Origin of the sequence: Rhodococcus sp. WAY2, from assembly GCF_009859915.1 — a bacterium.
GTDB lineage: Bacteria > Actinomycetota > Actinomycetes > Mycobacteriales > Mycobacteriaceae > Rhodococcus_F > Rhodococcus_F oxybenzonivorans.
In genome coordinates this window covers 3,569,351-3,584,474 of the sequence record NZ_CP046572.1, presented here as the reverse complement: position 1 = coordinate 3,584,474, position 15,124 = coordinate 3,569,351, and the positions used below count along the sequence as shown (strand labels likewise).

Genomic DNA, 15,124 nt, shown 5'->3' with positions numbered 1-15,124 from the left:
GACGGGTGGCAAGCGTCACCCGGCGGGTCATCCGTCTCAGTATCAAGACGGCTGTGGAGTCAGGTGGAGATGTGGGAGACAAAGGCGCGGGTTCGACACCCGGGAGCGTGCCGGAGCGGCTCGTACGGGCCACTGTCGCTCTGCTGGCCGAGCAGGGCCCGTCCGCGATCAAGGCGCGAACAGTGGCGTCCTCGGCCGGTCTGTCGACCATGGTGGTCTACAGCCACTTCGGTGGTATCCCGGAGCTCATCCACGCCGTCGCCGATCATGGGTTCACGGAACTCGGCACCGCCTTTTCCCGGGTGCCGGAGACTGAGGATCCCGTCGTGGATCTGTTCGCACTGGCATTGACGTGTCGGCGCCTGGCGCGCGCGAACCCCCATCTATACGACCTGATGTTCGGACTGTCCACCCGCTCTACCTACCGGCCGCTGGAGTCGCACGTGCGATTGAGCGGACATTCTCCGGCCTTCCGGGGCGCCTACGCTCACGTCACCGACGCGTGCGCTCGTCTGGTGGGGTCCGGCCGGGTCGGGTCGCAAGACCCCGAGGTTGTCGCTGCGCAGCTGTGGAGCTTCGTGCACGGCTACATCACCCTCGAGCTGGGCGAGCATTTCGCCGAGTTCGACGACGCGGTGCTGCAGGTTATGTTGCCGATGGGTGTGAATCTTGTAGTCGGCCTGGGCGACACCCGCGAACTCGCCCAGGCCTCACACGAGCGTGCCCTACGCATGTACGGCTCGGTCCGGCCTATGGTGGACAGTTCGTCGGGCGGCGAGTTGAGACCGCAGTGCCCGGGGTAGGTGGTCATTGTTCGGGTTCGGACACACCCGTCGGGGAGCGGATCCAGCGGTGTCGATGAGGCGGTGTCGATGAGGCGGTGTCGCTTTGCGCGCGAGCTGATCCGGAGTCAGTGGGCTCAGTAATCGCGAGCGGTCCATGTGAAAGGCGGCATGCGTGCCATCCCGACTACCGGTGTTTGTGCAACGCTACGCCTTCCCGCGGTTGAGTTGTCGACGTGTTGGCGCCTCATTTGCCGATGGGGGATCAGTCTCGCTGTGAGCATCGATGCCGCCCGGTGGGATAGGCACCGCGTCAGCGTCGGCTGTCCGGCGACGAAGGGAGGCGTCGAGGTTGGAGCCGTCGAACCCAGTGAAGTTCGGGGGAAATAGAGGTATTGCATTCGAACTATAACGAAGTTACAGTCAGGGCATGAAACGTGATTTGGTGGGCCGCAAAGTGATCGTCACCGGGGCCGCGCGCGGCATCGGCGAGCAGGTGGCACGCCTCGCCGCGGCCCAGGGGGCCCGCCTCGCCCTGATCGGACTCGAACCCGACAGGCTGCGCGCCCTCGCTGAGGAACTCGGTGCATCGGCGCACTGGTGCGAGGCGGACGTGCGCGACAGCGCGGCGCTGCAGTCCGCGATCGACGAGTGCGCCAAGGTCATGAACGGTGTGGACATGGTCGTCGCCAACGCCGGCGTGGCCGCCTACGGCACAGTGCGACACGCGGACGACGCGTCCTTCGAGCGAGTCGTCGATATCAACCTGAACGGCGTATTCCGCACACTCAAGCATGCGACACCCCATCTGCAACGCAGCGGAGGTCACGTGCTGATCGTGGCCTCCGCACTGTCCTTCACCTCGATAGGCGGTCTTGCCTCCTACGGTGCGAGCAAGGCCGGGGTGGAGGCGCTCGCGCTGGCCTACCGCGGCGAAGTGGCCCATCTCGGGATCACCGTCGGCCTGGTTCATCCGTCGTGGATCGACACCGACCTGGTGCGAGGCGTCGAGGTCGACATTCCGGCCTTCCAACAGATGCGCGACCGCCTGCCGTATCCGGGGAACGTCACGACCAGTGTCGAGCGGGCGGCCTCGGCGATCGTGGACGGACTCGCCTACCGGCGCAGTCGCGTCTATGTGCCGCGGGCCGTCGTCGTCGCCAACTGGGCGAAGGCACTGTTGAACTCACCGCTGGTCTGGCCGTGGACGAGGCGGTTCTCCGCCGCAACAGTTCCCGCGCTCGAGACCGAAGTTGCCGCCTTGGGTCACAACGACCAACTCGTTCCCGAGTTGCCGCACACCACCGAAAATGACGAGCTCAGCCCGGCGCGCATCTAGCGGCAGTCACTGTTGGCCGCACGAGGACAAGAGATAGGCAACATGTTCAAGCAGTCCTTCTCATCCGGTACGGGAACACTGACGGTGTGCGGGCATTCGGGATACAGCCCGCAGTTGCGAAATGATGACTCCTCTCTTCCCGCCTTTTCGCGAGTCTGGATCCCCGGAACTTGAAATCAGAGAGGGGATGTTTCAATCCATCTCGCCGTGCCGTTTACCGATCGGCCTGGGCAACGGCCTGGCCGGTGTTGTCGTTCGAGTCGAACCCACGGGGCGATCACACCAGCCCGGCGGCGAAGTCGCGCGCGGCCCCGGCAAGATCGGTTCGGCACGTTCGCGGGATTCGTCTCCACGGAGGAAGCGGACTTGCCGATCAAGCCAGGAGCATCCAACATGGGAGAGGCGGCCTCGCGGCCTCAGGTCGGCGTCACCGCGTGGCAAGTGCTGGTTGAGATGACGAACCTACAAGAGGGGCAGAAGTGCCTGGTCCAATTAGGCTCCCGAGGGGCACGTTCGTCATTTAGCCGCCCAAGCATCTCGACGCCAAAACGTCCGATCGCCGATCAGGTCCATACCTTCGAATCAGGCTACGCAGACAAGGATTACGTTGAACACCGACGCGCAAAGGGATTGATCACCAAGGTAGGGTTGCCAACCCATGGAGAGCTGGAGAGGGTCAGCCTCCGACGGTCATCAAAATCTTATACGTCATGCAAGGCCGAGGACCGAGGCTTCCTTCCTTGATCGGGCTGCCGTGCACACCCACATCTCGTCGACCGCAGCGAGCTGATGGAACTCGGGAAGATCACCTTCTGATGCGGCAGCAGGTGCACGGTAGAAGGTGCGGAGGGAGCGCCACGTTGGAGAAGGGACCCGCCGCGACGACCGCGGCCCCGCAGATCCGGGATCGAGTACTTCGTGTGCTCGACGCCTACGAAGTCGGTACCGCCTCGGCCGCCGACATCGCCAGAACTTTGTTCGTCAGCCAGTCGCACCTGCGGCGGTTGTTGCGTCGGGACGGGACATCACTACGTCAGCTGCGGGATGATCACCTCACCAAACGAGCTGTTGAGGCACTGCGCCGAGGTGAACCGATCACGGTGCTGGCCCTCGATCTGGGCTTCTCCGACCCTCGGGCCTTCCGCCGAGCATTCAAGCGGTGGACCGGCTCGACCCCCAGCACGTTCACCGACGGACAAACACAGCCACGACAGACGTTCCATCGACACCTTTCGGTGAGACTGGCGTCCGCAGGCACCAGGTAAGTGAAGGAAAGACGAAACCGTGGAAAGACGCAGAATCGTATTGCTGGGTGCGACGGGATATACCGGGCAACGAGTGCTCCGAGAACTACTCGCCCGCGGTGAGACGCCGACCTTGGTTGGCCGAAACCGTACCAAAATGGTAGCTCTGACCGACCGTTTCACGGCGAATATTCCCGTGGCCCAGGTAGATATCACCTCGTCGGCCGACCTCGCGCGGCTCCTGGAACCCAGCGATGTGGTGATTTCCACGGTGGGGCCGTTCATGCGGCTCGGTCTGGCGACGGTGACCGCGGCGGCGCAAGCGGGGGCTCACTACCTCGACTCCACCGGTGAGGGCACCTTCGTCCGGCGTGTTTTCGAGTCGGACTCCGTCGCGGCAGCCCGCGGAGCAACCATCGTGCCGGCGTTCGGCTACGACTATGTGCCGGGCAACTTCGCCGGTGCGCTCGCGCTAACGCGCGCGGGGGAGCGGGCCACCCAGATCGAGATCGGCTACTTCCTCACCCGTTCTGGACATGGTGATGAGCTGCGCTACCGGAGCACCCTGCGCGACGCCTTCACTCTGACAACAGGGGGCACACGGCAGACACTGGTCAGTGCAGCGGCCGATGATGCCTTCGCCCACCGCCGCCCGCACGCCGGGGCTCCCGCCCGCCTGATCGATGAGCGCGTCGGCAAACGTGTCCGCACCTTCCGCTACGCCGGTATGAACCGTGCTGCTATGACCATCGCAGGCTCGGAGCATCTTGGACTTCCGGAAGCCTTCCCTCAATTGGAGAGCGTCGATGTATGCATGGGTTGGTTCGGGCGATGGACTCGTCCGGTACAGGCGGTCGCCGCACTCCAGGCGCCCCTGCTGCGGACGCGTTCAGGGCGGACCACGCTGACCTGGCTATCCGAGCGGCTCCCGGGATCGCACCGTGAACCGAATAGTGATGGCCGCTCGCTGGTGATCGCCGTCGCCCGCGACGACTCCGGTCGGGCACTGGCCACGACGGCCCTCGCCGGCCCCGATCCATATGAGATGACGGCATCTCTCCTGGCCTGGGGTGCCATCCACGCCGCAGCACCGGATGCCGTTCTCGAGCCCGGCGTGCACGGTCCTGTCGCGGCCTTCGGGATCGACACCCTCGGAATCGGCGCGTCCGAAGCAGGCATTCATCACGTCGACGAACCTTCGGCCCTGCGCGGACTACGCGAGGGCCCAGACCCGACAACTCGAGGTGTGTGAACCGGGCATTCCATGACAGTCCACCAGTGACGGGCCACTCCGCGCAGTCGAGCCCACCGTCTTTCAGCGATCACTCTGAACGAACCGTGACGGAAAGAAAATTCGTCGATGCGTGTCGACATCATTACCGGACATGAGCGCACGTTGAAACTTGGGCCCGGCGTCCGCGATCTTCGAACTGCCCACGCCCGCGACTAGCGGAGGCGGAGGCAGAAAACTCCTGCCTGGTCTGGTCGAGATACTCGAACAACCGACGGCGATGTCACCGACAGCGGGTTGCGGTGCCAACCAGTCGGCGATGCCCAAGGCTTACTACCTGCCCGGCGACGTTGACGGTGACAACCCCCGGCTTACGTCACCCCGCAGGAGTCGAGCACCCGATGAACGCCACCCTCACCCCAGCTGATTGTTGACCCCTCCCAACGATGACACCGACAGGAGAATCTTGGTGATCGAACCGGACTGGAGCCGGGCACTGTGCCGCCGGAATCCGCAATTGTGGGACGACACCGCAGACGCAGCGAACACGAGCGTCGAGACCCCGGCACAGCGCTCCATCCGCCACCGTGCGGCGATTTCGTACTGTCGAGTGTGCTCAGTGATCGACACGTGCCGAAACGAGGTCGCACTCGCGACAAATCCAACTGGAGTATGGGCCGGTGAGGTATACCCCAGGCTCGGTCACCAGACCCGCAGTGAGATCCAATCAAAGACCGAGCATCGAGCCCATGCGCTCCCCGCGGCACACCAGGTCGGCCGCCCGGCCCGGATTAGCGTGGATTCCGTCAATGCCGCATTCACCGATCTGATCATCACGATCCAAGCGCAACGCGAAGCTCGGGAGACGTCGAACACCTGCTGACAGGGAGTGCCTCCCTCGGCCAGCGTCGGGATGACCGCACGCCGATAGACCTCCTTGATGAATGCGGCCGACGGCCGCATAGCGCATCTTCGAACTCCGCCGTCCAAAGACCAAAAGGTGTTGAATGGCAACCAGACCACGCCGCGCTTGCAGTGCGTGGGCTGCGGCTCGGTGCATCTCACGTGGGCTGAACCGGGCGGTGACCGGGCCAACCTCCATTTGATCCGAGATCGCCACCGGCGCAGACAAAGACGCATTGAACTGTGTATGCGACGCGTCGCTCGCTGGGCGCTTCCCTGTGACGGCAAGGCACCACGTGTTGAGATTCGCTCTCGATGCTTGGCGGCGAGCGCGAGGGAGGAACTCCTCCGACTGGCCACATGATCAGTGTCGGCCGAATCGATGAAGTTCCATCGGTGTCAATAGAACCGGTCGAAAGTCTTCTCCGCTCCGCCTTTCTCGGCGCCCGCACTTCAGCCCGTGCCGAAGTTGCCTGAACCCAACCTGTCCGCGGCGGAACACCCACGACAGCACCCTGCTGCAACCGGCGGTCAGTGCGATCCCGGCGGTGAAGTCCCGACGTGGTCTGCGTCGCCGCAAACCCGAAAAGCTTTGCGCCGACAATGCTACGAATACGACAAGCACCGCCGGTGGCTTGCGCGAAGAGGGAATTGGCGGCGTGTCGATCTTCGCACTGCCGTTCGCCAAGCTTCCAGTGCCAGGGTCATCGCCACCTCGTCACATGACGACAAACTCGCCCGACTCGCCGATCTCGGCGCCGACCACTTGTCAACTACCGCACGCCAGATCTGCGACTGGATCATTTGTTGCCGGCACCATCGCCAACTCTGCCGAGAGGGCCTAGAGTCCGTGGTTGATGACGGCGAGGGTAAATGGGGAACGCCGCCCAAGTGGCTGTAGACCACCATCGTCGAGAGCCCGGCCGCCGCGGTCACTGCACGTGCTTTGATCGCCGACGGGTCCTGTTCGGCCAGCAGTTGGATGGTGACGTGAATGAGCCGTTCCGACACACCATCCACGTCCCCTCCCCGTGCATCTCCGCCACGTCGGTTCCTGCCACTGGGGCTGGCGTGTAGATCGGTACAGCACCTTGTCGAGGCCGTGTAACTTCGTTATACTTGCAGATACGCATTATTCGAGATTTATTGAGAGGGTTGACGATGACACATCAGGAACCGGGCCAGCTCGTGATCGAGAACCGTGGAACGGTTCTTGTCGTCAAGGTTGACGGCGGACCGCACAGCTTGTTCGGCGTGCAGATCGCCGACCAACTCGACGCACTGGTGGACCGTGTCGACAGCGACCCCGGCGTGCACGCCGTCGTGTTCACCGGTGCAAGGGAGGGCAGGTTCGTCAGCCACGCCGACGTGCGGTGGCTGCAGGCCGAGGGTGCTGCCGTGCCCGAGTTGAGCCGACGCGGCGCCTCGGCTGCCCTGCGCCTGGCCCGCGGTGTGGATCGGGCCCACGTTCCCGGGCCCGTGCTGGAGAGAACCCCACTCAAGGGAGTCGCCCAGCTCGATCGGCTGCATGACACATTCCTACGGATGAACGCCAGCGGTGTCATCTTCGTCGCCGCACTGAACGGTTCGGCTCTAGGTCTGGGCGCGGAGTTCGCGTGGGCCTGCGATCTGCGGATCATGTCCGACGGTGACTTCTTTATCGGCCAGCCGGAAGTGCTCCTCGGAATCATGCCCGGCGGTGGCGGCAGCCAACGGTTGACCCGCCTGATCGGTACGCACAAGTCGCTGGTCGCCATCCTGGAAGGCAAGCCATTCACGCCTGCGCAGGCACTGGCCAACGGTGCGGTGGACGAAGTTGTGGCGCCCGAGGACGTCGTGACGCGGGCGGTCGAACTGGGCGAGTACTTCGGCAGGCGGACCAAGAAGGCCGTCGAGGCGATCAAACGCTCGGTCTACTTCGGCGGTTCCATGTCGCTCTCGGAAGGCTTACACGTCGAGCGCACCGAGTTCCTTGGCACCGATCAATCCGAGGAGGGTCAGGAACTGATGCTGCAGTACCTCGCGGATATCGAGTCAACCGGTCAGCTACCTCTCTACAGCCCGGACACCTATGCCGACGCGCTGGCATCAGGAAGAGTTCCCGGCGCGGTTCGACCTAGTCGGCGGTGACGAGGAATGGTTCCTGCAGAGTCCTTCACCCGTCACGACGTCTCTTTCGCCTCAGGCAAGGACAGTTGCGCCGCGTGGCTCTACTTGCCCACGGGGGTGCCCTCGCCGCCGGTGGTAATCCTCGGACATGGCCTCGGGGCCACCCGCGAGATGCGCCTGGACGCCTTCGCTGAGCGTTTCGCGCAGGCTGGCATCGCCGCGCTGGCCTTCACCTATCGGCACTTCGGCGATAGCAGCGGCAAACCCCGCCAATTGCTGTCCATTAGACGTCAGCTAGCCGACTGGGATGCCGCCATTGACTTCGTGAAGGGACGCCGCGACATCGACGGGACGAAAGTAGCGGTCTGGGGCAGCTCCTTTGGTGGTGGGCATTCCATCACGGTTGCCTCGCGTCACCCTGAATTGAAGGCGGCGGTCGCCCAATGCCCTTTCACCGATGGGCTGGCCTCCACGGTCGCGCTGGGCCCGTTGGCTTCATTGAAGGTGTTGCCGTTGGTGGCCAGGGACTGCCTGTCGATGATCACTCGGCGGGAACCGGCAATGATCCCCCTGGCTGGTCTCCCCGGGTCGCTGGCCTTGATGAACGCCCCAGATGCCTTGCCCGGCTACCAGGCGCTGCTGCCGCCCGGCACGACCTTCCGCAACGAGGTTGCCGCCCGGGTGGCGCCGACGATCATGGCGTACCGGCCCGGGCGATCGGTCAAGACAATCGCCTACCCAATCTTGTTCTGCATCAGTGACACCGACACAGTCACGCCGCCCGAGCAAACCGAGCGATACGCGCGCACCGCGCCCCGTGGAGAGATCAAGCACTACGACGCCGGCCACTTCGAGTTCTACCTCGGCGAGCCGTTCGAGCAGCTGGTGAGCGATCAGATCGAGTTCCTGACCCGCCACCTGCTCCCGGCAGGAGCAAGGTCGTGAACCCCGAGCGCGCCGACGAACTCGGCGGACGGTTGCCGCTGGCCGACCCCGCAACACTCACCGCCGAGCAACGAGCGCTCTTCGACCGCATGTTCGCCCGAATCGTGCCGTGGGCCCATGATGCCGGATTTCAGACCACCGCGAAGAACGGACGGCTCATCGGGCCGTTCAATCCCGCTTTGCTCAATCCCGCTGTCACCACGTCGCTGTTGGACTTGCACGTCACCGAACGGGCGCACACGTCGTTGAGCGAGCGGGTCCGCGAAGTGGTCATCCTCGCCGTGGGCGCCGTCTGGCAGGCAGATTACGAGCTGTACGCCCACGTTGCCGTGGCCCGCAGCGCCGGGTTGTCCGACGCCGCTGTCCGGATGATCGCCGCCGGCGAACAACCCTCTGAGCTCAGCGAGCAGGAGACTATCGCGCAGCGGCTCACCCAGCAGCTGTCAGCCAGTCACCGTGTCGACGACACGCTCTACCGCCAGGCCGAAGAAGCGTTCGGCGTGCACGGTTTGATCGACATCGCCTTCCTCGTCGGCATCTATCACACGGTGTGCGCGACCCTGAATCTGTTCGCCATCCCCGCCCCTGAACAGGCAGGACCCTCATGAAGCTTTCCTCGTTGCCGGATCGCCGCGCCGAGCACGATCCCCACGGGCCCGCGGTCTCCGACGACCTGAGGTCAACCAAAGCGCAATTCTCTGACCGTGTGCTGGCGATCCCGGATCAGTGGGGCGACTGGAGGATTTGCCCCGCTGACGTGGTTGCGCTTCGTCCCATCATCGAGCGGGTCCTCCCATTCGTCGCGACGTTGGACGCGCTGGCCTACGTCGAGAGCGGGCGCGCCGAAGGCAAGGTGGCCGTGACGATGAACGAGGCTGGTGACCTACCATGATGAGCACGGATTTCGATTACGACTGGTTGGTGATCGGATCGGGGTTCGGGGGCAGCGTCTCCGCGTTGCGACTGTCCGAGAAGGGCTTTCGCGTAGGAGTGCTCGAACGTGGCCGCCGCTATGACCCCGAGGACCTGCCCACGTCGGCCTGGGATTCCAACAAATACACCTGGGCGCCCCGGCTCGGAAAGTTGGGAATCATGCGCACGTCGATCTTTCGCCACGTCTTCTTCCCCTCCCAGAGTGGCGTCGGGGGCGGCAGCCTCGTTTACGGCGGAGTGCTATACCGGGCCAAGAAGGAATTCTTCCACGGCGTCCAATGGAGCGCGCTCGGCGACTGGGAGAAGCTACTGCGACCGCACTACGCCACTGCCGAGCGAATGCTCGGCGCGGCCCCGGTCCCCTTTGATTCAATTCACCAGCAATGGATCCGAGAAATGGGACGCCACTTCGGCACCGAAGACACTGTGACCCGCGCACCGACCGGAGTGTTCTTCGGAGAGCCGGGCAAGACCGTGTCCGATCCCTACTTCGGCGGCGAGGGCCCCGACCGCACCGGATGCACCCGCTGCGGCGCCTGCATGGTGGGCTGCCGCGTGGGCGCGGTGAACTCGCTGACGAGAAACTATCTGTGGTTCGCCGAACGAAACGGCGTGCAGATCCTGCCCGAACATCAGGTCCTCGACGTAACTCCGCTCGGCAGCCCGGACGGCGCCGACGGCTATCGTGTGACCACCGAGCACCCCGGCCCCAAGTTCGGTCGCGACCGACGGACTCACACTCACACCGCACGAGGGGTGATCTTCGCCGGCGGGACGCTCGGCACCAACGAACTTCTGGCCAACTGCAAACACGGCGGCTCACTGCCCCGGATCAGCGACCACCTCGGCGAGTTGGTGCGAACCAACAGCGAATCCGTCCTGACCGTGCTGCTGCCCGAGGACCGCGGGAGCTGGCGCGACGTCACCGCCAGCAGCAGCGTGCACGTCGACGCCGACACCAACATCGAAATGCTCACCTACGGCCCCAACGCCGACATGCTGAGCCTGCTCTACACCGTGCTAGTCGGCGACGGAACCCGGGTCACACGACCCCTGAAGTGGCTCGGCGCGATCGCGCGACACCCGCTGCAATGGCTCAAGACGCTCAAGCCGGTGGGCTGGAGCCGGCGCATGGTGATGCTGCTGGTGATGCAGTCCCGGGACAACGCAATCACGTTCCGCGCCCGCAAGCGCCGGTGGGGTGGCGGTTACCGGCTCTCCACCAAACAGAACGCCGACACCCCCAGCCCCACCTACATCGACAAGGGCAATCAAGCCGCCCGCTGGCTTGCCGAACGCACCGGAGGCATCGCGCAAAGCAACGTGCTCGAAGCGCTGGGCAACATCCCCTCTACCGCACACATGCTCGGCGGTGCCGTCATCGGCGCGGAACCAGCCAGCGGCGTCATCGACAAGGATCTGCACGTCTTCGGTTACCACAACATGCTTGTCTGCGACGGTTCGGCGATGCCGGCCAATCCCGGCGTCAACCCAGCCCTGACCATTACCGCCCTGGCCGAATACGCCATGTCACGGATTCCCGCGCTGGACCCCAAGATCACCGGCACCCCGGCCGTCGACCCGGGCGCCTGACCTGGCCCAATCACATTCTGAATCGCACTCGAAACTCGCGATGCGAATTATGTGTGTCGTCGAGTGGGAAAGACAAAGGGGAGCCGCCAGCGCGAGGTGCATCTCGCCGCGTGGCTGCTCGCCCGCAGGGCGTCACGGGGTCGATCGCGTCGGCCTCACGTCCCGCACAGCGGCCCGCGCCCGCGCCCTCGCGGTCACGGTCGACGAGCTCGCCGAACTCGACAGCGTCTCGCAGGCAGCCAGTGCCCACGTCCGGGCGCCTACGCGATGCACATCGGCACCCGCACCCAGGAATGCTCGCGTGGTCCGCGCGTTGGCAGTCGACTGCTCCGGGGCGGTTCGATCGCGGATGGTGTTCGCGCAGGTCGCCTCGCGTACCGGGCCGGTCGGTGCTTATGCTCGATCTCGGGAGTGTCGCCGAGCGAAGAGGTGCAGCAGCATGGCCCGAAACAGCGGCAGCCGGCCGGTCGATGGCCCGGAGTTGACGGTCGGTGTCCGGGTGCTGGTCCGCGGGAGCGCCGGAGCCGATCTCACCGGTGAGGTGGTCGAGGATTATGCGGCGGTGACCGATCCCGGGCGGCGGTGGGCACCAGTGGGCGCCGGTGCATCGGTGGGCGGTCGCGCTCGACGACGGGCGGCTGGTTTTTGCCGACACCGAAGACCTGACCATCGATCCGGGCTTCCACCGCTCCGCCCCGGACCCGAACCCGAACCCGGACCAGGATTCGGCTGTGCGGACACCCGGCCGACACCGGGGGCAGTGATCGACGGCAGCCGCTTCGTGGCCGGTTCTGGTTGGCGTCACACATCGTGCATACGAATTGCGCTAGCAGCCAGTCGATTACATGAATGATGTGGGTGAGGTCCCGGAGGGGGTACTTCGATCTCACTGCATGATCTGTCGGGGTATGCCTCAGTCGTGGCAAAGCCGCACCGGACGTAATTCGCGCTGTGGTGTTGTTCGGAACTGGGGCTTCTGGCTTACCGTGTCCGGTATGAGAGGTGATGAGGCTCGCGTGGCCCGGGACTTCGCGAGGTGGTTGTCATCTCACGGGTGGACGGTGGTGACCGATTCGGATGTCGTCGACATCATTGCCGAAAAGGACGGCCACCTGCTCTACGCCGAGGTCAATGGCACATCCACCGTGCCGGGGTTGGACGTCGATACCGCCACCGGGCAGCTGGTGCGGCGGATGCCGAGCGAGGCGGATCAGTCGGTGTCGTTTGCGTTGGTCGTCCGGGACGAGCCACGATCGGTGGACGTTGCGGTGCGGGCACCGCAACGGATTCTGGACCTTTTGGGGATGGCGCTGTAGGGGGATGGCGCTGTATGCGGTCGAGGAGGACGGTGGTGTGCGGCAGCTCTTCGGCCGCGCATGAAGACTGCCGCCCGGCACGGGCGGTGACTGGCCTGCAGGGTGGCCATGAGCATCGCCATGTCCCGTGATTGGTGGGTAGTGCGGTGATGGGGCTTCAGCTCAGTCGGTGAGAGCCGTGGACTCGGAATCCAATGGTCGCGGGTTCGAGCCCCGCCCGCCCCACCGCGTCGCCGGGCGAGGGGCGATGGCCGGCTGCCGCTCCGGCGGGGCAAGTGTGTGCGATGCAGTGACAGTGGCGGATGCCGCTCAGTCTGGAGGTGTCCGGGTCCTCTGATGCTCCGACATTCTCAGGCGCAGTCCCGGCAGATCAGCTGCGCACCGTCGGCGAGGCGACTGCGGGGTGGGCGAGGAAGCAACTGGTGCAGGCGAATTCGTCGGCCTGCTTCGGGAGGGCGCGGACGGTGAGTTCTTCGCCGGACAGGGTGGGGCTGCGTCGTAGTCGGTGGCCCGGTGATCCGTCGGAGCCTCGGTGAACTCAGTTCTTCGTGCTTTAAATACGTTGTTTGGTAGGGCTGTGCACCGGGCGGGCATCTTGCACCGGGACGTGAAACCGGGCAATGTCCTGCTGACCGACTACGAGGAGCCTCAGCTGTCGGACTTCGGTATTGCGCGTATTGCGGGCGGATTCGAGACGGACACCGGCACCATCACCGGGTCTCCCGCCTTCACCGCGCCCGAGGTTCTCTCGGGTGAGCCGCCGACTGTTGCGTCCGACGTCTATGGACTCGGTTCCACCCTGTTTTGGCTCATTACTGGGCATGCTGCTTTCGAGTGGCGTTCCGGTGAGCAGATCATCGCCCAGTTCCTGCGTATCGCCTCCGAGTCGGCGCCGAGATTGCCGGCAGCGGATTTGCCCAGCGACGTCCGTGCGGTGGTGGAGGGTGCGATGGCGCGGGATCCGGACGGCGTCCGAGCACCGCGGCGGAGTTCGGCAACCAACTCCGCGAGATCGAACGGGCGCACGGGTTCGCCGTCGACGAGATGGCGCTCACGGCTGGCGAGGAGGACGCACGCTCTGCGCCGATCCGATCCGACCCGAGCCGACCGCGACCGTGGGCTACGCCCCGACTGGCGTTCGCCAGCGCCGGGGTGACGAAGACTCTGTGTCAGGGTTGCGACCGCCCCGGGTCGGCGGCGGTTGGTGCTGATTCATGCGCCCGCGGGTTTCGGGAAGAGCCTCGAGGCGGCGAGCCGACGTCTGGACGAAGGCGCCGAGATCGCCGCGACACTGTCACTGCCACGGCTGACTGCCCGCATCGAGAACGAACGCACACGGTGGGGTCTGCGGCCCACCGCCCGCCCGCCCGCCCAGAGGGAACCTGCCGCGGCGGCATCCGCATCCTCCGCGGTCAACGGCTTCCTCGAAATGACCGCCGACCTCGACGAAGACACCGCGATCCGCACACTGCTCACCTAGACGACCCCGCACAGTGCGATCGAGACACTCGAGCGGGCCTCCGCACTGGCAACCAGGGTGCAATTCGCACCAGTGTCCTCGCGTCGCGCTGCGTGCGGGCCTGCTCGAGGTGACTGCACGGCGCGCGGTGTACAGCGAGGAAGACGCTGCGGCGGCATTGGTACCCCTCGCGGCGAAATGCGCGCACCTCGGCTTGATCCGACTCCTCTGCGACGAGGGGGCGACACTGACACGACTGGTGGCTTCGCTTCGAGAACGGCTGCTGCACAACCAGTGGCCCAGCGAGTGGCCGACGATCGATGAGCCGTTCTTATCGGCGGTCCTGGCCTCGGCCGGAAAGACCGAGCCGCCTTCATCCAGTGCGTCGAAGTGAATCGGGGGTTTCCGCGGCTTCGGGGAACCCGTGGGACGTGCCGTGCCCCGACGGACGTCACGTTCCACGTACCCAGCGATCGGTGCCGGCCTTACTCACAAGGCGGCCCGCCCACGATGGGCGTCCGCGCATGGTGCGGGTCGGAGTGGCGTTACTTCTTCGGGGCCGGGGGTGCGTTCAGCAGTGTGATGAACGGATTCGCGTTGGCGGCCATGGCGCCGAGGCCGCCGATCGCGGTGCCGGCGAGGGAGGCGCCCGCGCCGACCAGTAGTGCGCCGCCGATGCATCCTGCCAAGGGGCCCGCGCCGAACAGCAGTGCTGCCGGTGCGGAGATCACGGCCCCGGCCACTGCGCCGAGGAGGCAGCCGCCGACCAGACCGGTTGCCGCGCCGAGGAAGCCGCCGACGGCCGCGGTAAGGGTGATGTTGTCCTTGACTCCGGCGGTGGCGGCGGGCAGGTCGACCTGCTTCAGGGGCAGGCCGACCGGGGTTGCGGCGGCCGGGCTGGTATCGGTGGTCAGGGTTGCGGTGCGGCCGTTGATCTGTGCGGCGACGGGGTGCGCGAAGCCGTCGACGGCGAGCGACAGTGGCACCGACTCCACTGTCGCACCAGAGGCGTCGCGGACGACCAGGTGGTTGTTCTCGTTGCTCAGTGACCCGGCCGTGGTGTCGACGATGACCTGGTCACCGTTGCGGGTGAGGTGCCACCCGACGGTGGGAGCGGTGGCGGGTGCGGGCTCCGCGTGGGCGGTGCCGGCGACGATTCCCATCGACGCGATGGTCATGGCGGCGACCGCCATCAGTGTGGACATTCTCATGCTGGGATGTCTTTCTCGGTGGTGGGCTGGGACCGAACGGTCCCTGCTGTGCTGGACAT

Annotated in this window: 13 protein-coding genes, 1 tRNA gene and 5 pseudogenes; 17 read left to right on the top strand and 2 right to left on the bottom strand. The window is 65.4% G+C overall.

From position 1 onward, the window contains the following. Positions 1–71: 71 nt before the first annotated feature. The 14 genes and pseudogenes from GFS60_RS16450 to GFS60_RS16395 all read left to right on the top strand — a co-directional run bounded on the left by GFS60_RS16450 (position 72) and on the right by GFS60_RS16395 (position 12,620). Positions 72–803 (top strand): TetR/AcrR family transcriptional regulator, encoded by a 732-nt coding sequence (locus tag GFS60_RS16450; protein ID WP_159922769.1) that lies wholly within the window; start codon positions 72–74, stop codon positions 801–803. Between the two features lie 409 nt (positions 804–1,212). After that, on the top strand, positions 1,213–2,121 hold the full coding sequence (locus GFS60_RS16445) for an SDR family oxidoreductase (RefSeq protein ID WP_159922767.1): 909 nt from the start codon (positions 1,213–1,215) through the stop codon (positions 2,119–2,121). A gap of 860 nt (positions 2,122–2,981) precedes the next feature. After that, the gene (locus tag GFS60_RS16440) at positions 2,982–3,386 is read left to right on the top strand and encodes a helix-turn-helix transcriptional regulator (protein ID WP_159922765.1); all 405 of its coding nucleotides are present in this window, start codon (positions 2,982–2,984) and stop codon (positions 3,384–3,386) included. Positions 3,387–3,405: 19 nt separating this feature from the next. Next, complete coding sequence (locus tag GFS60_RS16435; RefSeq protein ID WP_201453390.1) at positions 3,406–4,617, top strand: saccharopine dehydrogenase NADP-binding domain-containing protein; 1,212 nt, start codon at positions 3,406–3,408, stop codon at positions 4,615–4,617. A 448-nt stretch (positions 4,618–5,065) separates the two neighbouring features. After that, on the top strand, positions 5,066–5,479 hold the full coding sequence (locus GFS60_RS40370; RefSeq protein ID WP_159922763.1) for a WhiB family transcriptional regulator: 414 nt from the start codon (positions 5,066–5,068) through the stop codon (positions 5,477–5,479). A gap of 517 nt (positions 5,480–5,996) precedes the next feature. Further along, positions 5,997–6,172, top strand: a pseudogene (locus GFS60_RS38625) (IS5/IS1182 family transposase); the annotation flags it as partial. Positions 6,173–6,660: 488 nt separating this feature from the next. Further along, positions 6,661–7,629, top strand: coding sequence for an enoyl-CoA hydratase/isomerase family protein (locus GFS60_RS16425; protein WP_159922761.1), 969 nt, complete (start codon positions 6,661–6,663; stop codon positions 7,627–7,629). A gap of 6 nt (positions 7,630–7,635) precedes the next feature. Further along, on the top strand, positions 7,636–8,553 hold the full coding sequence (locus GFS60_RS16420) for an alpha/beta hydrolase (RefSeq protein ID WP_159922759.1): 918 nt from the start codon (positions 7,636–7,638) through the stop codon (positions 8,551–8,553). Beyond that, on the top strand, positions 8,550–9,161 hold the full coding sequence (locus tag GFS60_RS16415; RefSeq protein WP_236603164.1) for a carboxymuconolactone decarboxylase family protein: 612 nt from the start codon (positions 8,550–8,552) through the stop codon (positions 9,159–9,161). The genes GFS60_RS16420 and GFS60_RS16415 overlap by 4 nt, the downstream gene beginning before the upstream one ends. After that, a complete protein-coding gene (locus tag GFS60_RS38620; RefSeq protein ID WP_201453389.1) occupies positions 9,158–9,445 on the top strand; it encodes a hypothetical protein in 288 nt (95 codons plus the stop codon). The genes GFS60_RS16415 and GFS60_RS38620 overlap by 4 nt, the downstream gene beginning before the upstream one ends. Then, positions 9,442–11,079 (top strand): GMC oxidoreductase, encoded by a 1,638-nt coding sequence (locus tag GFS60_RS16405; protein WP_159922757.1) that lies wholly within the window; start codon positions 9,442–9,444, stop codon positions 11,077–11,079. The genes GFS60_RS38620 and GFS60_RS16405 overlap by 4 nt, the downstream gene beginning before the upstream one ends. A gap of 439 nt (positions 11,080–11,518) precedes the next feature. Beyond that, positions 11,519–11,843 (top strand): annotated as a pseudogene (locus GFS60_RS39150) (hypothetical protein). A 252-nt stretch (positions 11,844–12,095) separates the two neighbouring features. After that, positions 12,096–12,459: pseudogene (locus GFS60_RS16400) on the top strand (hypothetical protein). An 87-nt stretch (positions 12,460–12,546) separates the two neighbouring features. Next, positions 12,547–12,620 (top strand) — tRNA-Pro (locus tag GFS60_RS16395). Positions 12,621–12,745: 125 nt separating this feature from the next. Here the strand turns inward: GFS60_RS16395 and GFS60_RS16390 are convergent. Continuing rightward, positions 12,746–12,879, bottom strand: a pseudogene (locus GFS60_RS16390) (DUF4193 family protein); the annotation flags it as partial. Positions 12,880–12,975: 96 nt separating this feature from the next. Between GFS60_RS16390 and GFS60_RS39145 the strand changes: the two are divergent. The 3 genes and pseudogenes from GFS60_RS39145 to GFS60_RS16380 form a co-directional block, all read left to right on the top strand. Next, positions 12,976–13,472: pseudogene (locus tag GFS60_RS39145) on the top strand (serine/threonine-protein kinase); the annotation flags it as partial. Between the two features lie 127 nt (positions 13,473–13,599). After that, positions 13,600–13,875: a hypothetical protein gene (locus tag GFS60_RS39140; RefSeq protein WP_236603543.1), complete on the top strand. Its 276-nt coding sequence runs from the start codon at positions 13,600–13,602 to the stop codon at positions 13,873–13,875. A gap of 109 nt (positions 13,876–13,984) precedes the next feature. After that, a complete protein-coding gene (locus GFS60_RS16380; RefSeq protein WP_159922755.1) occupies positions 13,985–14,248 on the top strand; it encodes a hypothetical protein in 264 nt (87 codons plus the stop codon). A gap of 151 nt (positions 14,249–14,399) precedes the next feature. Here the strand turns inward: GFS60_RS16380 and GFS60_RS16375 are convergent, their stop codons facing one another. Then, the gene (locus GFS60_RS16375) at positions 14,400–15,065 is read right to left on the bottom strand and encodes a hypothetical protein (RefSeq protein WP_159922753.1); all 666 of its coding nucleotides are present in this window, start codon (positions 15,063–15,065) and stop codon (positions 14,400–14,402) included. Positions 15,066–15,124 lie beyond the last annotated feature (59 nt).